21 protein-coding genes and 1 pseudogene are annotated in these 20754 nt (G+C 72.6%); 6 read left to right on the top strand and 16 right to left on the bottom strand.

What is annotated here, in order from left to right:
- Positions 1-38: 38 nt before the first annotated feature.
- The gene (locus tag J3486_RS20865; protein WP_207822339.1) at positions 39-2417 is read right to left on the bottom strand and encodes a DUF5979 domain-containing protein; all 2379 of its coding nucleotides are present in this window, start codon (positions 2415-2417) and stop codon (positions 39-41) included.
- A 158-nt stretch (positions 2418-2575) separates the two neighbouring features.
- Positions 2576-2995: a MarR family winged helix-turn-helix transcriptional regulator gene (locus J3486_RS20860; protein WP_207822792.1), complete on the bottom strand. Its 420-nt coding sequence runs from the start codon at positions 2993-2995 to the stop codon at positions 2576-2578.
- A 160-nt stretch (positions 2996-3155) separates the two neighbouring features.
- On the opposite strand from J3486_RS20860, the gene J3486_RS45235 reads away from it, so the two are divergent.
- Together J3486_RS45235 and J3486_RS20850 are read left to right on the top strand one after the other, a co-directional pair.
- A complete protein-coding gene (locus tag J3486_RS45235; RefSeq protein WP_207822336.1) occupies positions 3156-3299 on the top strand; it encodes a hypothetical protein in 144 nt (47 codons plus the stop codon).
- Positions 3263-3865 (top strand): annotated as a pseudogene (locus J3486_RS20850) (SDR family NAD(P)-dependent oxidoreductase); the annotation flags it as partial. The gene J3486_RS45235 and the pseudogene J3486_RS20850, both read left to right, overlap by 37 nt.
- Positions 3866-3884: 19 nt before the next feature.
- Here the strand turns inward: J3486_RS20850 and J3486_RS20845 are convergent.
- Positions 3885-4388 (bottom strand): GbsR/MarR family transcriptional regulator, encoded by a 504-nt coding sequence (locus J3486_RS20845; RefSeq protein ID WP_207822332.1) that lies wholly within the window; start codon positions 4386-4388, stop codon positions 3885-3887.
- Positions 4389-4502: 114 nt separating this feature from the next.
- On the opposite strand from J3486_RS20845, the gene J3486_RS20840 reads away from it, so the two are divergent.
- The 3 genes from J3486_RS20840 to J3486_RS20830 are packed head-to-tail and all read left to right on the top strand — an operon-like array spanning position 4503 to position 7355.
- Positions 4503-5417 (top strand): ABC transporter ATP-binding protein, encoded by a 915-nt coding sequence (locus J3486_RS20840; protein ID WP_207822330.1) that lies wholly within the window; start codon positions 4503-4505, stop codon positions 5415-5417.
- Entirely contained in the window at positions 5414-7030 is a 1617-nt protein-coding gene (locus J3486_RS20835; protein WP_207822327.1) for an ABC transporter permease, read from the top strand. The genes J3486_RS20840 and J3486_RS20835 overlap by 4 nt, the downstream gene beginning before the upstream one ends.
- A 58-nt stretch (positions 7031-7088) precedes the next feature.
- Entirely contained in the window at positions 7089-7355 is a 267-nt protein-coding gene (locus J3486_RS20830) for a hypothetical protein (protein ID WP_207822325.1), read from the top strand.
- Here the strand turns inward: J3486_RS20830 and J3486_RS20825 are convergent.
- The 5 genes from J3486_RS20825 to J3486_RS20805 all read right to left on the bottom strand — a co-directional run bounded on the left by J3486_RS20825 (position 7318) and on the right by J3486_RS20805 (position 12051).
- Positions 7318-8535 carry a cytochrome P450 gene (locus J3486_RS20825; protein WP_207822323.1) on the bottom strand — a complete coding sequence of 406 codons (1218 nt, stop codon included), beginning with the start codon at positions 8533-8535 and terminating at the stop codon, positions 7318-7320. The genes J3486_RS20830 and J3486_RS20825 overlap by 38 nt on opposite strands.
- Before the next feature lie 320 nt (positions 8536-8855).
- Entirely contained in the window at positions 8856-9515 is a 660-nt protein-coding gene (locus J3486_RS20820) for a response regulator transcription factor (protein WP_207822322.1), read from the bottom strand.
- Positions 9512-10840 (bottom strand): sensor histidine kinase, encoded by a 1329-nt coding sequence (locus J3486_RS20815; protein ID WP_207822319.1) that lies wholly within the window; start codon positions 10838-10840, stop codon positions 9512-9514. The genes J3486_RS20820 and J3486_RS20815 overlap by 4 nt, the downstream gene beginning before the upstream one ends.
- A 94-nt stretch (positions 10841-10934) precedes the next feature.
- Positions 10935-11096, bottom strand: a complete 162-nt coding sequence (locus J3486_RS20810; RefSeq protein ID WP_207822317.1) for a hypothetical protein — start codon at positions 11094-11096, stop codon at positions 10935-10937.
- 70 nt (positions 11097-11166) lie between these two features.
- Positions 11167-12051, bottom strand: a complete 885-nt coding sequence (locus J3486_RS20805) for an alpha/beta hydrolase (protein WP_207822315.1) — start codon at positions 12049-12051, stop codon at positions 11167-11169.
- Positions 12052-12260: 209 nt separating this feature from the next.
- On the opposite strand from J3486_RS20805, the gene J3486_RS20800 reads away from it, so the two are divergent.
- The gene (locus tag J3486_RS20800) at positions 12261-12884 is read left to right on the top strand and encodes a TetR/AcrR family transcriptional regulator (protein ID WP_207822313.1); all 624 of its coding nucleotides are present in this window, start codon (positions 12261-12263) and stop codon (positions 12882-12884) included.
- Positions 12885-12909: 25 nt separating this feature from the next.
- Here the strand turns inward: J3486_RS20800 and kynU are convergent, their stop codons facing one another.
- From kynU to J3486_RS20760, 8 genes are all read right to left on the bottom strand, one after another.
- Entirely contained in the window at positions 12910-14118 is a 1209-nt protein-coding gene (gene kynU, locus J3486_RS20795; protein WP_207822311.1) for a kynureninase, read from the bottom strand.
- A complete protein-coding gene (locus J3486_RS20790; protein WP_207822309.1) occupies positions 14111-14953 on the bottom strand; it encodes a tryptophan 2,3-dioxygenase family protein in 843 nt (280 codons plus the stop codon). The genes kynU and J3486_RS20790 overlap by 8 nt, the downstream gene beginning before the upstream one ends.
- A 146-nt stretch (positions 14954-15099) precedes the next feature.
- The gene (locus J3486_RS20785) at positions 15100-15513 is read right to left on the bottom strand and encodes a DUF3151 domain-containing protein (protein ID WP_207822308.1); all 414 of its coding nucleotides are present in this window, start codon (positions 15511-15513) and stop codon (positions 15100-15102) included.
- Positions 15514-15928: 415 nt separating this feature from the next.
- On the bottom strand, positions 15929-17107 hold the full coding sequence (locus tag J3486_RS20780) for an aminotransferase class I/II-fold pyridoxal phosphate-dependent enzyme (protein ID WP_307804882.1): 1179 nt from the start codon (positions 17105-17107) through the stop codon (positions 15929-15931).
- A gap of 74 nt (positions 17108-17181) precedes the next feature.
- Positions 17182-18213, bottom strand: a complete 1032-nt coding sequence (gene fbaA, locus J3486_RS20775) for a class II fructose-bisphosphate aldolase (protein ID WP_207822306.1) — start codon at positions 18211-18213, stop codon at positions 17182-17184.
- A gap of 162 nt (positions 18214-18375) precedes the next feature.
- Positions 18376-18936 carry an orotate phosphoribosyltransferase gene (pyrE, locus tag J3486_RS20770; protein WP_207822304.1) on the bottom strand — a complete coding sequence of 187 codons (561 nt, stop codon included), beginning with the start codon at positions 18934-18936 and terminating at the stop codon, positions 18376-18378.
- 123 nt (positions 18937-19059) lie between these two features.
- Positions 19060-19848, bottom strand: coding sequence for an aldose 1-epimerase (locus J3486_RS20765; RefSeq protein ID WP_207822301.1), 789 nt, complete (start codon positions 19846-19848; stop codon positions 19060-19062).
- Between the two features lie 34 nt (positions 19849-19882).
- Entirely contained in the window at positions 19883-20704 is an 822-nt protein-coding gene (locus J3486_RS20760) for an SRPBCC family protein (protein ID WP_207822299.1), read from the bottom strand.
- Positions 20705-20754 lie beyond the last annotated feature (50 nt).

Here is a 20754-nt window from a genome sequence, read left to right as displayed (position 1 = left end):
CCCCCGCCCCTCCCGCGTTCTCACCGCCCGGACAGGACCTAGCGGCGCCGTACGGCCGTCACCGTCAGCGTGCCCAGGGCCACCGCGAGGGCCGCGGCCGCCGCCAGCCACAGGGCGGTCAGGGACGTACCCGTGTGGGCCAGCTGGTGACCGGGCGGGGGCGTGCCCGGCCCGCTCGGGGCGGGGGTCGGCGGCGGGGTCACCGTGGGCGTCGGGGTCGGCGTGGGCGTGGGGCTCGATGTCGGGGGCGTACGCGTGAACGTGTTGGTGACGACGACGGACGCCGCCTCGTCCTCCCGGACCGGGAACGGTTCGCCGGGCGTCACCTGCGTGGTCCGGCCCCCGACCGTCAGCACCGCCGACGTCGTCACATCGACCCGCTCACCGGCGCCGGAGGCGGTCTCCCGCACCGTGCACGTGGTGTCGGCGGCGAACCGGTGCCGCTCCAGGGCGCCGGACGCCTCCCCCGCCGCGACGTCCAGGGCGTCCTCGGTCCCGTCGGCGCAGCTGAGCCTCAGATGGGCGGCGCCGGGGCGCAGCCCGGTGTCACCGGTGGTGTGCTTGGTGACGTCGAGGGTGCCCTGCTGCACGAAGTGGTTGGTGAACCGGCAGGTGGGGCGCGGGTTCTCGGCGGTGAGCCGGACCCGCACGGTGCCCTGCGCGGTGTCCACGTCGGACCCGGCGGCGCCGCAGTCGGCGTCGGTCAGCTCCCAGTGCCCCGCGGCGGTGGGCGGCGGCAGGTGCTCCTGGACGGTGTACTGGGTGCGGTCGCCCACGGTCAGCTCGTCGGCGGCCGGCCCCGTGCCGTCCTCCGGGTGCGCGGTGACGGCGACGCCCTCGGTCACCGTGGTGGCCGTGGAGCGGTAGGTGGTGGCGTCCCTGAGCCGGGAGAGCGGGTGGGCGATCACGTCGTAGGCGAAGGTGCCGGTGCCGCCGTCGGTGACCTTCTCGATGTTGATGGCGCCGCCGGGCGTGAACTTGTTGGTGAGCAGGCAGGTCGCGTCGTCGACCGAGGCGACGTCGTAGCTCGCGTGCCAGGTGCCGCGCGGGGCCGCGTCCGTCGCGGCCCCCTTGCTGATCGGCACGTCGGTGCCGTTGCAGTTCAGGCCGACGAGTTCCCAGCTGCCGGTGCCGTCGGAGGCCGGGATCGCCTCGTCGACGGTGTACGTGCCCGGGGTGGCGCCCTGCGGTGCCTGGGCGACGATGACGGGGGTGCTCTCACGGCTGGTGGTGACCGGGCCGATGGCGAGCGGCCCCGATCCGGTCGGCGGCTTCAGATCGATGGCGAAGGTGCCGGTGCCGCCGATCGACTCCTTCTCCAGGAGCGCCCTTCCGCTGGTTCTGGTGTTGGTGTACGTGCAGGTCACGGTGTCGCCCGCGGCCAGTTCCACGGAGACCGCGCCGGTCGAGTCCGTCCGCACGGCGCTGGTGCCCGCCCCGCCGCCGGCCGCGACCACGGTGCAGTCGGGGCGGCCCGGCGGGGTCCAGCCGGTGCCCGCGGGGATGACCTCCTTGAAGGTCCACGGGGCCCCGCCCGCGCCGCGGACGAACGTGATCGAGTCCTCCTGGCGCGCCGAGCCGTGCAGCACGAAGTCGTTGGTGCCGTCGCCGTTGGTGTCGGCGTAGGAGACGTTGCCGTCGAAGCGGAAGTCGCCCTCGCCCGCCGTCTCCGGGGTGACCTTCTTGATCACCTTGATGGTGCCGGCGTCCGGCGGGGGCGTGATCGCGTAGTAGTAGCAGAAGACGTGCCGGGTGCCGGACGGGAACGCCACGTACTCGACGTTGTCGCCGTTGATGGAGTCCTGGGCGCAGCGCAGCGCGGCGAAGCCGTACTGCTCCTGGAGGCCGTTGAGCGGCTGGGACTTCGTGCCGCCCTGGACGACCAGGCCCGAACCCGCCGCGATCTCCTGGCTGGTGAGGTTCACGGTGACCGCGCCCTGGAGCGTGCGTCCGGTCGGGTTCCCCTGGTTGTCGAGTTCGGCGGTGCTCGCCATCGTGGTGATGTTCTGCCGGATCGGGCCGGAGACCGTGCTCAGGTTGAGCGACTGGGTCGACTTCGCGGTGATGCCGGTGCCGGTGGCGAACGTCCAGCCGGGCAGCGCCTCGCACGGCGGCAGCGGGGTGCCGGCCGCCTCCTTCGCCGCCGAGACCGCCTCGCCCGCCGCGTAGTTGGAGTCGGGTCCGAGGTCGCGCAGCGACTCCTGGATGTTGTTACGGGCCTTGTTGGCCATCACGTCGGTGTAGGCAGGGCACGCGCGGGCCACGAAGGTGACGGACAGCGGGTTCTGGGCGGCGGCCGCCGCCGCGGCCCGTCCGCCGGAGGGTCCGAGCACCGCCAGAAGACAGGCGAGCGCCAGCAGCGCGCCGCACACCCGGCCGCCCCGCGATCCGAGTGCCGACCGGAAAGCCCAGAGCATGAAAGACCCACCACCCCAACCGTGTGTTCCTACGATTACCGGCATAAATCACCATGAACGGGATACCGGTCGTACGGAACGTCACCAAAGAGGCGGGCCGGGCGGGCCCGCGGCACCGCGGAAGATTCGCTCGTGCGGCGCAGGGCGGGGTCCGGGGCTCACGGCCTCGGCCAGGGCCTGCCCTCCAGCCGCTCGATCGCCCGGTTCAGGCGTTCCAGGCTCGTCGCGAACCCGGCGATCTCCTCGGGCGTCCACTCGTCCAGGAGACCGCTGATCACCTCCAGGTTGAGGCCCCGGTCCGCGTCCAGCGCCGCGGCGCCGTCGCGGGTGATGCGGAACTTGCGGGCGACGCCGCCCTCCGGGTCCGGGATGCGCTCGACCAGGCCCTCGCGCATCATCGCCGCGGTCTGCCGGTTGAGCGTGGAGGCGTCGAGGCCGAACGCGTCGCTGAGCTGCCCGATCGACATCGGGCCGTCCATCTGGATGCGGCTGAGCAGGATGTACGCGCTGCGGTCGAGGTGCCAGCGCTCGGAGCGGGCGCGGGAGCCGAAGAGATAGCCGTGCCGGCTCAGCAGCATGGTCTCGAACTCGACCTGGCGCGTGGTCCTGTCCTCGCCGGCGTCGCCCGCCTCGTCGCCCACCTCGTCACCTTCCCGTGCCGGCCCGCCGCCCGTCGTCCCGCCGGACAGCCTGTCCCGCCGCAGGTATATCACGGGCGATGTGTACCATACATATAGCGTGCATCGTACACACCACCAGTACAGCGGGCACGCGGAAAGCGAGCACCTGATGAGCAGCACGAGCAACCGTTCCGTCGTGGTCACCGGCGCCGGTTCCGGGATCGGGCGGGCGGCAGCGCCGTCGCCGTCGTGGGCGACCTGAGCGAGCAGCAGGTCGTGGACGAGGTCGTCGCCACGGCCCTGGAGGCGTTCGGCGGGATCGACGTGCTCGTCAACAACGCCGGGATCATGGACTCCATGTCCGCCGTCGCCGATGTCACGGACGCGGAGTGGGAGCGGCTGATCCGGATCAATCTGACGGCGCCGTTCCTGCTGGCCCGCGCCGTGGTCCCGCACATGCTGACGGCCGGGCGCGGCGCGATCGTGTTCACCGCGTCCGAGGCGTCACTGCGCGGCTCGGCCGCCGGTGCCGCCTACACCGCCGCCAAGCACGGCATCGCGGGCCTGACGAAGTCGATCGCCGTGACGTACCGGGGCAGGGGCATCCGGGCGAACGCCATCGCGCCCGGCGGCACGATCACCAACATCCAGGTCAGCGCGGACCCGCAGGCCATCGGCCCGCAGGCCATCGGCGCCTACATGGGCAATGTCGGACAGCCGGCCGGCGCCGAGACGCAGGCCGCGGCCATCGTGTTCCTGGCCTCGGAGGCGGCGTCCAACATCACCGGTGTGGTGCTGCCGGTGGACGGCGGCTGGTCCGCCGTCTGAGCCGCGCACGCACGACAGTTCAGTCCAGGCCGAGCGTCTTGCGGTGCGCGCGCCAGCGGTCCATCAGACCGGCCAGCTCGCCCTGGATGAACTCGAAGAACGCCAGCGTCTCGCCGAGGCGCCGGCCCGCCGGGGTGTCGGCGCCGACCGCGCCGACCCCCTCGCGCAGGGCGTCCTCCCAGCGCTTGAGCACACTGTCCCGGTTGCCCAGGGCCTCGTACCACTGGTTGCCGTGCACCCGGAAGAGATCGCGCCGCGTCCCGGGTTCGCGCTCGCGCGTGACCATGTGCTGCTGCGTCAGATAGCGCACGGCCCCGGAGACCGCCGCCGGGCTGATCCGCAGCCGCTCCCCGAGCTCCGCCGAGGTCAGGGCGCCGGAGTCGGAGGCGAGCAGGGCCGCGAAGACCCGTGAGGGCATGCGCGGCATTCCGGCCTCGACGAGCTGGCCCGCGAAGCGCTCGACGAAACGGGAGCGCGCGTCCGGCTCCGTCGCTGCCGCCGTTTCCGCCGCTTCGTTCTTCATGCCCCGATCATCTCCCCTGCCCGACGTGCCCGGATCCGGTCCGTCGAGTCTATACGCCGTTTTATACACTTCCTTAACTTCACAAATTTGTGAAACCAGCGTACGTTCAGAATCATGACGAAGGCAATCACGGTCTCCGGACTGCACAAGTCGTTCGGCAGGACGCACGCGCTGGACGGCCTCGACCTGGACGTCGAGACCGGTGAGGTGCACGGCTTCCTCGGCCCGAACGGGTCGGGCAAGTCGACCACCATCCGGGTGCTGCTCGGACTGCTGCGCGCCGACTCCGGCGCCGTCCAGATGCTGGGCGGCGACCCCTGGGCGGACGCGGTCGCACTGCACCGCAAGGTCGCGTACGTCCCCGGTGACGTGACCCTGTGGCGCAACCTCAGCGGCGGTGAGGTCATCGATCTGTACGGGCGGCTGCGCGGCGGCCTCGACACCCGGCGCAAGGCCGAACTGATCGAGCGCTTCGAGCTGGACCCGACGAAGAAGGGCCGCACCTACTCCAAGGGCAACCGGCAGAAGGTCGCGCTCGTCGCCGCCTTCGCCGCCACCGGCGTCGACCTGCTCATCCTCGACGAGCCCACCTCCGGGCTCGACCCGCTGATGGAGGAGGTCTTCCAGTCCTACGTGGCGCAGGCGGCCCGCGAGCACGGGCAGACCGTGCTGCTCTCGTCGCACATCCTCAGCGAGGTCGAGGAGCTCTGCGACCGCGTCAGCATCATCAGGAAGGGCCGGACCGTCGAGAGCGGCTCGCTCGCCCAGCTGCGGCATCTGACCCGGACCAGCGTGAGCGCCGAACTCGTCGGCGCGCCCAACGGGTTGGCGGCCCTGCCCGGGGTCCACGACCTGAACGTCCAGGGCAACCGGGTGCGGCTCCAGGTCGACACCGACAAGATCGACGCCGTACTGCGCTCACTGACCGCGTCCGGCGTACGGACGCTGACCAGCACGCCGCCCACCCTGGAGGAGCTCTTCCTGCGCCACTACCAGGAGGACCTCGGCGATCTGGAGGCCGCGCGATGACCGCCGCCGGTTACTCGGCAGCACGCGGCGGCAGCCGCCAACTCGCGGGAACGGGCGTGCTGTTGCGGCTCGCGCTGCGCCGCGACCGGCTGATGATCCCGCTCTGGGTCTACCTCGTCGCGCTGACCGTGATCACGATGCCGAAGACGCTGAAGGGCATCTACGCCACGCCGGCCGAGCGGGCCGACGTGCTCACGACGATGAGCGCCAACAGCTCGCTGCGGGCCCTGTACGGACCGGCCCTCGACGACTCGCTCGGCGGCCTGACCGTGTGGCGGGTCGGCGCGTGGACGGCCCTGTTCGCGGCGGCGATGAGCCTGCTGATCGTCGTGCGGCACACCCGTGACGAGGAGGAGAGCGGGCGGCAGGAGATGGTGTCCGCCGCGATGGTGGGCCGCCGGGCGCCGCTCACCTCGGCGCTGCTCGCGGCCTTCGTCGCCAACGCCACGGTCGCGGTGCTCATCACCGTCGGCATGACCGTGACCGCCGGCGAGGGCGTCGCGGGCGCGCTCGCACTCGGGCTCGCGACCGGCGGGGTCGGGATGGTGTTCGCTTCCCTGGCGGCGATCGTCGCCCAGTTCACCGAGAGCGCCCGGCTCGCCCGGGGGCTGAGCGCGGGCCTGCTCGGCGTGGCGTTCGTGCTGCGCGCGGCCGGCGACGCGGGCAGTGTCGACGGGTCCTCCGTCCTCACCTGGCTCTCCCCGATCGGCTGGCTGGAGAACACCCGCGCCTACGCCGGTGAACGCTGGTGGGTGCTGCTCCTCTTCGGGGTCGCCGTGCTCGCCCAGGGCGCCCTGGCCTACGTACTGGCCGGGCGGCGCGACATCGGCATGAGCTTCGTGCCGAGCAGGCCGGGCCCGGCGAACGGCCGCCTCGGGTCGGCCGGAGCACTGGCCTGGCGGCTCCAGCGCGGCAGCGTCATCGGCTGGTCCCTCGCCTTCCTCGCGTCCGGCGCCGCGCTCGGCGGCGTCACGAACGGGGCCACGGACCTGGTCGGCGACAACGCCGACACCCGCGACATCATCGAGCGGATGGGCGGCCAGTCCGGGATCACCGACGCGTTCCTCGCGGCGATGGTCGGCATGCTCGGGATGGTGGCGGCGCTGTACGTCGTCCAGTCCGTCCTGCGCATGTACGGCGAGGAGACGTCGCAGCGCGCGGAGCCGGTGCTGTCCGGCGCCGTGGGCCGACTGCGCTGGGCGGCGGGCCACTTGACGATCGCGTTCGCGGGCGCGGTCCTGATCCTGCTCTGCGGCGGCCTCGGCCTCGCGGCGGGCTACGGCCATGAAATCGGCCCGATCCTGGGCGCGTCCCTGGTCCAGCTCCCTGCGGTGTGGGCGCTCGGCGCGGTGGCGGTGCTGCTGTACGGGTTCGCTCCGCAGGCCGCCGTCGGCGGCGGCTGGGGTGTGGCGGGCGCGGCGCTCCTGATCGGCTGGATCGGCCCGGCCCTGAAGCTGCCGCAGGCGGTGATGGACCTCTCCCCCTTCGGGCATCTGCCGAAGCTGCCGGGCGGGGACATGGCGTGGGGGCCCGTGCTGGTCCTGTGCGGGATCGCCGTGGTGCTGGTGGGGGCGGGGCTCGCGGGGCTGCGGCGGCGCGACCTGTCCACCTGAGGAGAAGGAACGTGCGGACGCGGAACCCCTGGGCAGGGGTTCCGCGTCCGTTACGGGCATGGGACAGCGCGCACAGGCCACCGCCGGCTGCCTCGCCGCCCTCGCCGGGCTCGGTGCCGGACTGGTGGCCTGGACCGAGTGGGTCGCGGACGGCCGGATCCACCGGTTCGAGACGGGGCCCGACTGGCGGGTGTTCTACCTCGGGCTGCCCGTCTGTCTGGTCGGCGGCGTCGCCGTCGGCACGCTCGCCGGATTCCTGCTGCACCGGCTGCTCGGCGGCCGGTCGTTCACACCTCCACAGCAAGGCCCTCCAGGCCCCGGATGACGAAGTTCGGCTTGCGCCGCGGCTCGGCGGCGAGCCGCAGCGTCGGCGCCCGGGTGAGCAACGCCCGCATGGACGCGGCCAGTTCGAGCCGGGCCAGCGGGGCGCCGATGCAGTAGTGGATGCCGGCCGAGAAGGAGATGTGCGGGTTGTCGGCGCGGGTCAGGTCCAGGCGGGCCGGGTCGGTGAAGACGGCCGGGTCGTGGTTGGCGGAGCCGAAGAGCAGGGCGACCTCCGAGCCGCGCGGGATCGCGGTGCCCGCGACCTCGATGTCCTCCAGGACCCAGCGTTCGAAGAGCTGGAGCGGGGTGTCGTACCGCATCAGTTCCTCGACGGCGGAGGGGACGAGGGAGTGGTCGGCGCGCAGGGCGGCCAGCTGCTCGGGGTGACGGAAGAGGGCGGCCCAGCCGTTCACCGTGGAGTTGACGGTGGCCTCGTGGCCGGCGTTCAGGAGCAGTACGCAGGTCGAGATCATCTCTTGTTCGGTGAGCCGGTCGCCGTCGTCGTGGGCCGCGATGAGACCGGAGACGAGGTCGTCGCCCGGATTCCTGCGCCGCTCGGCTATCAACTCGCGCAGATACTCGGTGAATTCGACCGAGGCTTGCACGGCGGCGCGGGCCACGTCCTCCGGCGGGCTGAGCTCGTACATCCCGCAGATCGCCGCCGACCAGGGGCGCAGCGGGGCCCGGTCGGACTCCGGGACGCCGAGCATCTCGGCGATGACGGCGACGGGGAGCGGTTCGGCGACGGCGCCGAGCAGGTCGCCGCCGCCGTCCGCGACGAGCCCGGCGACGAGGTCGCACGCCAGCTTCTCCACGTACGGCTGGAGCTGCTGCACCGTGCGCGGCGTGAACGCCTTCGAGACCAGGCGCCGGATGCGGGTGTGGTCCGGCGGCTCCAGGTCGAGCATGCCGTGGTCGTTGAGGGTGTGGAACGGCTCGTGCTCGGGCGGCGGCGCGACGCGGCCGAAGTCCTCGTGCGCGTACCGGTGTTGATAGGTCCGGCCGAGACGGCGGTCGCGCAGCAGCGCGGAGACGTCGGCGTGGTGCGGAATCAGGTACTGGTTCGTGGGCTCGTAGTAATGCACCCGGCCGGCCTCGCGCAGGGCGGCGTACGCCGGGTACGGGTCGCCGAGGAAGGTCGGCGACCAGGGGTCGAAGGCGGTGGCGGCGGTGGCTTCCATGGCGTGACGTTAGCCAAGGCCAGTCGAGCGTGACCAGGGATCGCGGGGGCCGTGGTCGGGATTGGTGGGCGGGTGCCGTGGGCGGGATTCGTGGCCGGGTGCTGTGGGCGGGTGCTGTGGGCGGGATTCCCGGTCGGATGCCGTGGGCGGGTGCCGTGGGCGGGATTCCCGGTCGGATGCCGTGGCCGGGTGCCGTGACCGGGATCCCTGGCCGGGCGCCGCCGTCGGGCGCCGCAGCCGGGTGCCGGCCCGGTGGGGCCGGTCGCGGGGGCGTCGGCCCGCGGGCGCGAAAGGTGCCCGGACTCGCAGGGGAAGGAGCGCTACCCCGGCGTCACCAGGCGGGCCTCGTACGCGAACACCGCCGCCTGCGTGCGGTCGCGCAGGCCGAGCTTCACCAGGACCCGGCTGACGTGGGTCTTGATCGTGGACTCGGCGACGACGAGCCGTTCGGCGATCTCCGCGTTCGACAGGCCCTGTGCGATGAGCACGAGGACCTCGGTCTCGCGGTCGGTCAGTTCGCCGTACGCAGGCAGCTTCTTCGGACCGGCCGACAGCTTCGAGAACTCGGTGATGAGCCGCCGCGTGACCGTCGGCGCGAGCAGCGCCTCACCGGAGGCCACCACCCGTACCCCGTCGGCGAGTTGGCGCGCGGAGGCGTCCTTGAGCAGGAACCCGGAGGCGCCCGCGCGCAGCGCCTGGTACACGTACTCGTCGAGGTCGAACGTGGTCAGCACCAGGACGGCCGCGGCCCGCTCCCCCTCGTCGGCGGCGACGATCGCGCGGGTCGCCTCGATGCCGTTCATCTCCGGCATCCGGATGTCCATGAGGACGACGTCGGGGCGGAGTTCACGGACCTTGGCGACCGCCTCCGCACCGTTGACCGCCTCGCCGACGACCTCGATGTCCGGCATCGCGTTGAGCAGGACCGAGAAGCCCTCGCGGACCATCATCTGGTCGTCGGCGATCAGTACGCGGATCATGCGTCGGTCTCCGGCTCCGTCGCCGCGGCCACCGGGACGAAGACCGCGACCTCGTACCCGCCGTCCCGCGTCGCCTCGGCCGTCATCTCGCCGCCGAGCATCGCGACGCGCTCCCGCATCCCGGTGATGCCGTGCCCGGCGCCGGGCGACTCCTTGCGCAGGCCGGTGGGCGGGCCGTTGACGATGCGCAGGCCGAGCCCGCCGAGCACGTACGACACCTCGACGGCGGCCTCGGCGCCGGGCGCGTGCCGCAGCGCGTTGCTCAGCGCCTCCTGCACGATCCGGTACGCCGACAGCTCGACGCCGGGCGGCAGTTCACGGACCGCGCCGGTGACGGCCTTGGAGACGGTCAGGCCCGCGTCCCGCACGTTCTCCAGGAGCCGGTCGAGGTCGGCGAGCGTGGGCTGCGGGGCGTCGGGGGCCTGGTAGTCCTCGGCCCGTACGACACCCAGGACCCGGCGCAGCTCGGTCAGCGCCGCCACCGCGTTCTCCCGGATCGTCACGAACGCCTGCTCCAGCTCGGGCGGCGGGTTCTCCACGCGGTAGGGCGCGGCCTCGGCCTGGATGGCGACGACCGACATGTGGTGGGCGACGACGTCGTGCAGCTCACGCGCGATGGTGGTGCGCTCTTCGAGGAGCGTGCGCTTGTCCCGCTCCACCGCGGTGACGGTGCGCTCCACGGCGACCTCGCGCCGAGCGCTGCGGCTCACCTGAGCCTGGGCGACCAGCGCCAGGACGACCCCGGAGAAGACCAGCATCGGCACGGAGTCACCGCCGAGCGGCCCACCGCCGAACACGGCCCCGGCGAACACCGAGTACACGACGCTGATGATCCACATCCAGGCCGCCGTACGCGGCCGGGTGCGGGCGGCGACGAGCGCCATGACGATCGTGTGCCCGGCGATGCTCCCGCCCGACCAAGGGGAGTGGACCGTGCCGGTGAGCACGACGGCGAACGCCGCCGCGGCCAGTGACAGCCACCAGGCGAGCACCGGCCGGATCAGGGTGAGCCCGACGGGCAGCGCCACGATCAGCCCGCCCATCAGCGCGATCGGGCTGCTGTCTGACGTCTCGGCCAGACCGATGGCGAAGGTCAGCAGGGCCAGGCACAGGACGACGAGGTGCGGCAGGACGCCCGCCTCGCTGCGCGGTCCCGCCGGTATCAGCTGCCACACGGGTCCCTCGGTGCGCAGGCGCGGCAGCGGCCGGTAGGCGGTCACGTCCCGGAAGAGGTCCGCGCGCAGCCCGCGCAGCGACTCCCGGGCGAAGCGCGACTCGGGGCTGCGCTCCCGCTGCCCCGGCACGGTGGTGGTCGTCTCGGTCATGCCATGACCGTACGGTCCCGCGCCGCCCGGGTCGTCCCCAGGAAGACGGGTTGTACGGGTCCGCCCTGAGTACTACCCGGGCCGCGCCCCGGGCTCACTGGGACGCCGCTCTCGGCGTCGACGGCCCCGAGCCGCTGAAGGTGCGCAGCTGGACCTGCCCGGCTGCGGCGCCGTCCACGACCGGGACGTCGACGCGGCACGCGCCACCCGCCAAGAAGGCGCACGCCTCCACCGGCTCAAGGTCGCCGAGGGACATCACGCAGACCCGGAACGCCGGGACCGTAGGTCCTTGGTCCTACCGTCGCTCCGCAGGCAGTCCAGGGCGCTCACCAGGCCAGTTGCGCGATCTCCTCCGCGACCACCGCACACGCGTCGGCCGCCGGGTCGATCAGCGGGAAGTGGCCGACCTCCTCCAGGTACGTGACGCCGACGACCTCGCCCGCCTTCGCCGCCGCGTCCGCGTACGCCTCGGCGAGCTCGTGCGGGACCGTCGTGTCCGCGCGGCCCTGGACGAGGGTGGTGGCGATGCCCGTCGGCAGCAGCAGCGACGGATCGGCGTACGGCCTGCGCTCGTCGAACAAGTCGGCGTCGCCGCCGAGCAGTTGGCCGCAGGCGCCGCCGCACACGCCGAGCGTCTCGGCCAGAGCGAAGTCGGCGATCGGGGCGAGCGCGACCACGCCGCGCAGCGCCGCCGGGGCCGCTGTCCGCCACGGCGCGCCCTCGGGCAGCACATGCCGGGCCGCCGCCCACAGCGCGAGATGGCCGCCCGCCGAGTGCCCGACGGCGACCACGCGCCGGGCGTCCGCCGTCGGCAGATGCTCGGCGACCAGCGCGGGCAGCGCGTCGAACGCGGCCGCCACGTCGTCGAAGGTCTCCGGCCAGCGCCCCGCGACCGGACCGGCCACGCCCTGATGGGGCACGGAACTGCCCCTGCGGTACTCGACGTTGACGACGGCGAAGCCGCGCCGCGCGAGGTAGTCGCACAGCGGGCTCAGGTGCTTTCTGTCGTACGGCGCCCGCCACGCGCCGCCGTGCAGGGCGACGACCAGCGGCGCCGGACTCGAACCGTCCCGGGGCGCGTAGAAGTCGACGACCTGATCCGGGTGATCGCCGTACGCGGCAGTGACGTCCGGGGGGACGGCGGGGTGCGAGAAGGCCGATGTCTCCTCGGCCTCCTCCCGGGCGGCGGCAGCGTCGTCGGGGACCGGCATGCTCCAACCTCTCAGCGCACAAAGAACCAGCAGAACCAGCAGAACCAGAAGAAACAGAAGAAGCAGTGAGAACCAGCCGGGAACCAGCCGGGAACCGGCGGGGCACCAGCGGGGTATGCGGACGCTACCAGGGAGATCACGTTCGCCGATACGCAGAGTCACCGGACAAACGGTGCTGTTGTTCCGTTACGTCCGTTACTCTCGCTGTCATGAGCAGCGAAGCCGCACCGGCCACCCCCGAACCCGGCACCCTCCGCCCCGGCGGCCGCACCGCCCGGGTCCGCGCCGCGGTGCTCGCCGCGGCGGGCGACGTCCTCGCCGAGCACGGCTTCGCCGGACTCGACCTCGCCGACATCGCGCGCCGCGCGGAGGTCGGCAAGACGACCGTGTACCGGCGCTGGTCGTCGCCCACCGGACTCGTCACGGACCTGCTCGCCGAGATGGCCGAGGGGTCGCTGCCACGCACGGCGACCGGCTCCCTGCACGGCGATCTGACCGCCAACGCCCGTCTCGTACAGGGCACGTTGGCCGACCCGCGCCAGGGCCCGCTGTTCCGCGCCGTGATCGCGGCGGCGACCTGCGACGCCCGTACGGCACAGGCCCTGGAGCAGTTCTACGCGGTACGGGTCGCCGAGTGGGCGCCCGTGGTCGAGGAGGCCGTCGCCCGCGGCGAACTGCCGCGCGGGACGGACCCGGCGGAGGTCGTCCGCGCGGTGTCCGCCCCGCTCTACTACCGGCTCCTGACGACCGGGTCCGCGCCCACCGAGGCGGACGCGGACCGCGCGGTCGCCGCCGCCACGGCGGCGGCGAAGGCCGGCGCCTACATCGGCTGAGGCCCCCCGTCCGCCGGGTTCCGCGTCAGCCGAGTTCGCGGGCGAGCACCCGCGCCGCCCGCTCCACGTCGGCGAACCCGAGATACAGCGGCGTGAACCCGAACCGCAGCACGTCCGGCGCCCGGAAGTCCCCGACGACACCCGCCGCGATCAGCCGTTCCATGACCTCACCCGCGTCCGCGCAGCGCAGCGCGACCTGGCTGCCCCGCTCGCCGTGGGCGGCGGGCGTCACGACCTCGACCCGGCCCTCGGGCACGTACGCCGTCACGCACTCCACGAAGAAGTCCGTCAGGGCGAGGGACTTGGCGCGTACCGCGTCGACCGAGACGTCGGGCCGCGACCACACCTTGAGCGCCGCCTCCAGGGCGAGCATCGAGAGGATGTCCGGGGTGCCGACGCGCCCGCGGACGGCGCCGTCGGCCGCCTCGTACGCGGAACGCATTCCGAACGGCTCGGCGTGCGAGTTCCAGCCCGGCAGCGGCGAGTCGAAGGCGGCCTGGTGACGCTCGGCGACGTACAGGTACGCGGGCGAACCCGGCCCGCCGTTGAGGAACTTGTACGTGCAGCCGACCGCGAGGTCGACCCCGTGCGCGTCGAGCCCCACCGGCAGCGCGCCCGCGCTGTGGCACAGGTCCCAGACGCTCACCGCGCCCGCCGCACGGATCGCCGCCGTGAGGCCGGGCAGATCGTGCAGGCGCCCGCTGCGGTAGTCGACGTGGTTCAGCAGCACGGCGGCGGTACGCGGGCCGAGCGCGTCCGGCACCTCGTCCGGCGCGACGGCACGCACCGTGCACCCGGTCATCCGGGCCGCCGACCCGGCGATGTACCCGTCCGTGGGAAAGGTCGAGGCGTCGACGAGGATCTCGTCCCGGCCGGAAGCCGGACCGCCGGCCAGGCGCACCGCGCCCACCAGCGCCTTGAACACGTTCACGCTCGTCGAGTCGCCGACCACGATCTGCCCGGCGGCCGCACCCACCAGCGGGGCGATCACATCACCGATCCGCTCCGGGGCGGTCCACCAGCCCGACTCGCTCCACGACCTGATCCGCAGCTCGCCCCACTGCCGGCGGACGACGTCCTCGACCGCGCCCGGCACGTTCACGGGCAGCGCGCCCAGCGAGTTCCCGTCCAGGTAGACCGCATGGTCAAGGTCGTCGAGAACGAAGTCCCCGCGGACGGCGGCCAGTTGATCGGCCGCGTCCAGTTCCCGTGCGCGCTCTTCCAGGTCAGACATGGGACCTCGCCGTCCACAGCTCGGGGAAAACGTTTCCTCGTGCGCGCTTCTCCAGCCACGCCACACCGGCGGAACCGCCCGTGCCCGCCTTGGCCCCCATCGCACGCCGGGTGGCCACCAGGTGGTCGTTGCGCCAGCGCCACACCAGCTCGCCGACATCGGTCAACGCCTCGCCCAGACGCGCGAGTTCATCGCTCTCGTCACCCGAGTACAGGGCCGTCCACACGGCCTCGACCTCCGGCGACGGCTCGTACCGCTTCGACACGTCACGGTCGAGGACGGCGCGCGGCACGGCGTGCCCGCGGCGGGCGAGCAGCCGCAGCACCTCGTCGTACAGGCTCGGCTCGTGCAGCGCCTTCTCCAGCTCGGCGTGGACGCGCGGGGCGCCGCGGTGCGGCACCAGCATCGACGCGGACTTCTCACCGAGCAGGAACTCCATGCGGCGGTACATCGCCGACTGGAAACCGGAGCCCTCGCCGAGGGCCGCGCGGTAGGAGTTGAACTGGCCGGGGGTGAGCTGGCCGAGCGGCTTCCACGAGGCGTTCAGGGCCTCCAGCTCCCGCACGGACCGCTTGAGCGCGGCCACGGCGGTGGGGACGTCGTCGGCGACGAGAGCCCGGGTCGCGGTCTCCCACTCGTGCACGATGACGGTGAACCACAGCTCCATCACCTGGGTCGTCACCAGGAAGACCATCTCGCCCGGGTCGTTCGAGCGGGGGTGCTGGAGGTGGGTGAGGACGTCGGCCTGGACGTAGTCCTCGTACGGCGTGGTGCCCGCGAAGTCGAGATGCGGGGCAGCGGTTGCTTCCGACTCGTTGATCGCGTGGTGGGACATCACTGTCTCCTGTTGCGTACTACGGGTAGCGGTCCGCCCTGCCGTTACCGGCACGGGGCCCCGGTCCCCACCTCGCATCCTCCGCAATCGTCCCTCGAAACCGCAAGGCCCGCCTGGTCACAGGCGGGCCTCGGCGCAAAAGGGACCTAGCCGAGCGTCCGCGCGGCCGTCTCCGAGGAGTCCTTCAGGAACTGAGAGCAGCGCTCGAACTCCTGCTGCTCGCCGATGGCACCGGCGGCGCGGGCCAGGGCGTGCAGGGCGCGCAGGAAGCCGCGGTTGGGCTCGTGCTCCCACGGCACCGGGCCGTGGCCCTTCCAGCCGCTGCGGCGCAGGGCGTCCAGGCCGCGGTGGTATCCGGTACGGGCGTACGCGTACGACTCGACGACGCTGCCCCGCTCGAACGCCTCGTCGGCGAGCTGCGCCCAGGCGAGCGAGGAGGTCGGGTACTTCGCCGCGACGTCCGCGGGGGCGGTCCCCGCGGCGAGCAGCTCCCGCGGCTCCGGGTCGTCGGGCAGGTGGGTCGGGGCCGGTCCCCCGAGCAGATTCTCGTGAAGGCTCATGGTGTCCAGTGTGCCGCGCCACGGCCAGTGCTCGGCTCCGGGCCCCGGAGCCCTGGGCAATCTGCCGCCGGCGGCTTTCCCGCCCTGGCGGCGCCCGGTCACCCTCGCCTTGGCGGCGCCCGGTCACCCTCGCCTTGGCGGCGCCCGGTCGCCCTCGCCTTGGGCAGTCTGCCGCCATGGGCGGCAGGGTGGGCAAGGCGGCACCCCGGCGCGGGGTGAGCGCTCCAACCGGCCTCCAGCTCGGTCCCGGCCGCGCCATCGCCGGGTGCAGCACCGTCTCGGCTGGTCGCGCAGTTCCCCGCGCCCCTGCGGGACACGACCACCGCCGATCGCGCCCACGCGGCGGAGCCGCACATCGACACAGTCCCGTGCCCCGCGGGGCACGACCACAGCGGCACCTCGACACAGCCCCGGGTCACCCCGCGACCCGGCGTACCCCCCGTATCAGCGCCTCCACACCGGCCTGCGCCTTGGAGCGCGGACAGCCCAGGTTCAGCCGCACGAAGCCCGGTGCCCCGTACGTGCCGCCCGGCATGACGGCGACCTTCTCCTCCTCGACCAGGACGCGCTGCAGCTCGGCGTCCTCCTCGATGCCGAGCGGCCGCAGATCGATCCAGGCCAGATACCCGGCCTCGGGCACCTGCCACTTCAGCTCCGGCAGCTCGGCGTCGAGCCGCTCGCCGAGCATCCGCAGATTGCCGTACGTGTACGCGCGCAGCGCGTCGAGCCACTCACCGCCCTCCCGATAGGCGGCGATGTGCGCGGTCAGCGAGAGCACCGCGGGCGAGGCCAGGCCTTCCCCCGTGTCCATCCGGCGGACGAACGCGGCGTGGTCGTCCGGATCGCCCACGAACCCGTAACTGCCGCTCAGCGCGGGAAAGTTGAAGGACTTGGTGCCGGACGTGACGAGCGCCCAGCGCAGCCCCTCGCCGTAGGGGACGAACGGAAGGTGGGTGGACCCGTCGTGCGTGAGGTCGGAGTGGATCTCGTCGCTGATGACGGCGACGTCGTAGGTCCGCGCCAGATCCGCGACGCGGCGCAGCTCGGCGTCCGTCCACACGTGCCCGGTCGGGTTGTGCGGCGAGCACAGGAAGAGCACACGGGCGTCGGGCCGCGCCAGCTCCCGCTCCAGGCCCGCCCAGTCGTCGAGGCCGACGGTGCGCATCTCACGGCCGAGCCCGGTGACCGCCTTGCGGAACCCGTCGTAGGTCGGGGCGTGCGCCACGACCCCGTCGCCCGGCACGGTCCACATGCGCAACAGCTGCGATATCTGGTTCAGGACGGACGGCGCGTAGACGAGCCGGTCGGTGTCGACCTCGGTCGCGTACCGGCGCGCGTACCAGTCGCGTATCGCGCCGCGGAAGTCGTCGTTGCGCCAGTCCGTGTAGCCGAACACCCCGTGCGCGACCCGGGCGTTGATGGCGTCGATGACCTGCGGCGGGCACCGGAAGTCCATGTCCGAGATGGTGAACGGGAGCAGGTCGGGGACCGGGAAACGGTCCGTGATGCCGTCCCACTGGACGCACCAGGTGCCGCGCCGGTCCACCGGAGTGTCGAACAGGTCGAAGTCTTGAACAGAACCGTCGTACGTCACTGAAAACAGCCTCCGGGCATGGCGCGGGCCCGGCCCCCGCAGGGGGAACCGGGCCCGCGTACCGAACTACTCGCTTACTTGATGCGCGTACCGGTCGAGCGCAGGTTCTCGCAGGCCTCGACGATGCGGGCGGTCATGCCCGTCTCGGCCTTCTTGCCCCACACGCGCGGGTCGTACGTCTTCTTGTTGCCGACCTCGCCGTCGACCTTCAGGACGCCGTCGTAGTTCGAGAACATGTGGCCCGCGATCGGGCGGGTGAAGGCGTACTGGGTGTCGGTGTCGAGGTTCATCTTCACGACGCCGTTCTCCAGCGCGGTGTGGATCTCCTCGATCGTCGAGCCCGAGCCGCCGTGGAAGACGAAGTCGAACGGCTTGGAGCCGGCCGGCTTGCCGTACTTCGCGGCGATGCCCTCGTTCAGCTCGGCGAGCAGGTCGGGGCGGAGCACGACGTTGCCCGGCTTGTACACGCCGTGCACGTTGCCGAACGACGCGGCCAGCAGGTAGCGGCCCTGCTCGCCCAGGCCGAGGGCCTCGACGGTGCGCACCGCGTCGTCGACCGTGGTGTAGAGGTTGTCGTTGATCTCGTGCGAGACGCCGTCCTCCTCACCGCCGGTCGGGGTGATCTCGATCTCCAGGATGATGTTCGCGGCCTTGGCCTTGGCGAGCAGCTCCTGCGCGATGGAGAGGTTGTCGGCGAGCGTCTCCGCCGAGCCGTCCCACATGTGGGACTGGAACAGGGGGTTCTTGCCCTCGGCGACCCGGGCCGCGGAGATGTCGAGCAGCGGGCGGACGTATCCGTCCAGCTTGCCCTTGGGGCAGTGGTCGGTGTGCAGCGCGATCTTGTTCGGGTAGCGCTCCGCGACGACGTGCGCGAACTCGGCGAGGGCCACGGCGCCGGGCACCATGTCCTTCACGCCCTGGCCCGACAGGTACTCGGCGCCACCGGTGGAGATCTGGATGATGCCGTCGGACTCGGCCTCGGCGAAGCCCTGCAGCGCCGCGTTCAGGGTCTGCGTCGACGAGACGTTGATCGCCGGGTAGGCGAACTTGCCCGCCTTGGCCCGGTCGAGCATCTCGTTGTACTGGTCCGGGGTTGCGATGGCCATCAGCCGTCTCCTCGTAAAGCGCGATTCTGCGGGTTTGGTTTGCTGCTCTGTCGAGCCTCACCAAGTACCAAGGGGTGACATCATCGTCGCCCCCATCTTTCCAGACTTGGGCGAATGCTCCAGTCCGGCGAAAGCCCGCGGTGGCGGGCCATAGGTCCCGGGTCAGTCCAGGCCCAGCTCGTCCTTCGAGAACGCGAACAGGTACGGGACCCCGGCACCCTCGGTGATCTTCTCCGCGGCGCCCGTGGCCCGGTCCACGATCGTCGCGACGCCGACGACCTCGGCCCCGGCCTCGCGCACGGCCTGTACGGCCTCCAGCGGGGAGCCGCCGGTGGTCGAGGTGTCCTCGACGACCAGGACCCGGCGGCCCTTGATCTCGGGGCCCTCGACGCGGCGCTGCATGCCGTGCGCCTTCGCGGCCTTGCGGACGACGAACGCGTCCAGGCGCTCACCGCGGGCGGCGGAGGCGTGCAGCATGGCCGTCGCGACCGGGTCGGCGCCCATGGTCAGACCGCCGACCGCGTCGAACTCCAGACCGTGCTGAGCGGTCAGGTCGAGCAGCACCTGGCCGACCAGCGGGGCGGCCTCGCCGTCGAGGGTGACGCGGCGCAGGTCGACGTAGTAGTCGGCCTCGATGCCGGAGGAGAGCGTCACCTTGCCGTGCACCACGGCCTTGTCCTTGATCTGCTGGAGCAGCGCGTCGCGCACGTCGTTCGTCGTCATGGCTATGAGCTTAGGGCCTGTGTCCGAGCCCCTGCCGTCCGCCCGAAGGGCGGGCGCAGCGGCGTCCGGTGCGGGCGATCGCCGTGCGTCGGGGCGCAGACGGGGGCTCGGGCACAGGACCTGTCACAGCCGCCGCCAGGTCCAGGTGGTGGCGGCCTCCAGGGGCTCCACGGGGGTGACGAGCCGCGGCGCGGTGTTGAGGCCGTTCGGGGGGCCGGTCTGCGGTTCGACGCAGACGGCGGCCTCCTGCTCGTCGTAGACGACGACCCACTGCTCCCGGCTGGCGACCTTCACCTCGAACGCGCCGGGCCAGGTCAGGGTCACGTCCACGCCGTCCGGCATGCCGAAGCAGTCGTCCCACGGCTGCGGCTGGACGTCGATGCGCTTGCCGGTGGGCAGGTGGTCGTCGCCGCGCTCCTCCTGCCAGGCCGGCTCGAAGGCGATCTCGACCTGGGAACCGTCCAGCTCCCGGTTGAACCAGGGGTGCCAGCCGATCTGCGCCGGGAACGAGTCCTCGTACGTCTCGATGCCGATGCTCAGCGTCAGGGCGTCCTCGGTGAGGGAGACGATCTGGGTGACGCGGCCGCGGTAGGGCCAGGGGTCGGTGAGGTCGTACGTGAACACGGCCTCGGCGGCGCCGGTACGGGCCGTCGTCCACTCGGCGTCCCGGGCGAAGCCGTGGATGGCGTGCGGCGGGGAGTTCAGCGGCATCTGGTGCAGCCGGCCGCCGTCGCGGAACTGCCCGTCCCTGATACGGCCGCACCACGGCACCATCGGGAAGCAGCCGTAGCGCTCGCCCTGCCGCAGCAGTTCGGTACCGGCGATCTTCAGACTGCTGATGCGGCAGCCGTTGCCCGGCGCCACGGTCACTTCCGCGTCGCCCGCGGTCAGCGTCGTTTCCTGTGTCGTCACGACCACTGAGCCTATGCGGGGCTGCGGGGTGCGGCTATCGCCGCCTGCGCAGGGCCCGCCCGACGACGATCGCCGAGGCGACGGCGAGGGCCGCGGCGGGCGCCGCCCAGCGCAGGGTGGCGCTCGCCGTGGTGCCGGCCGGGGCGGGCACGGGGGCGTAGCGGCCGCGCGGCGGGGCGTGGTCGACCTCCTCCGCGCTGCGGCCGATCATCGTGCGGCGGGCGTGCGCGGCGACGGGCTCGGCGGGCAGCCCGGTGTCGTCGTCCAGTCCCGTGTCCAGTCCCGTGTCCAGGTCCGTGTCCAGGTCGGCGTCGGGGTCGAGGGACGGGGGCGGCACCTCGGTCTCGTACACGGAGACGTGCGGCTCACCCTCGATCCCGGCCTGCGTCTCCGTCTCCGTCTCCGTGTCCGTCTCCGGCTCGTCCTCGGAGCCGGGCTCCTGCTCGGCCGCCGCGAGGTTCTCCGCGAAACGGTTCAGCAGGCGGTGGGCCGCCGATTCCACGGCGTCCTTGGGCAGTTCGGCCACGCGGCCGTCGCCGGATGCGGTGCCGGAGAAGGTGAGCGCCGTGCCGCCGGCCGCCGCGGCGACCTTGGCGGTCAGCGCGAACTTCACGCCGCCGGTGCCGCGGGCCTCGGTGGCGTCACCGGTCACGGCGAACGAACCGTCGGCGGCCTGCGCCACGGTGACGCTGCCGCGGTACGTGATGGTGTGGCCGCCGATCCGTACCTTGAGGCGGCCCCCCTCGCCGGCGGCATCGCGCTGGAACCCGGGCAGGGCCCGGGCGACCCGAAGGGGATCGCAGAGCACCGCCCTGACGGACTCCGCCGGAACCGGAACGAACACCTCATGCTCCATGCGACCTGAGCCTAACGGCGCCGCCGGTCACGTGTATCCCCTTCGCCGTG

This window comes from Streptomyces sp. VRA16 Mangrove soil (genome assembly GCF_017377775.1).
Lineage (GTDB): Bacteria > Actinomycetota > Actinomycetes > Streptomycetales > Streptomycetaceae > Streptomyces.
Note: the sequence above shows the minus strand (reverse complement) of the source record. Positions and strands in the feature narration are given on the sequence as shown.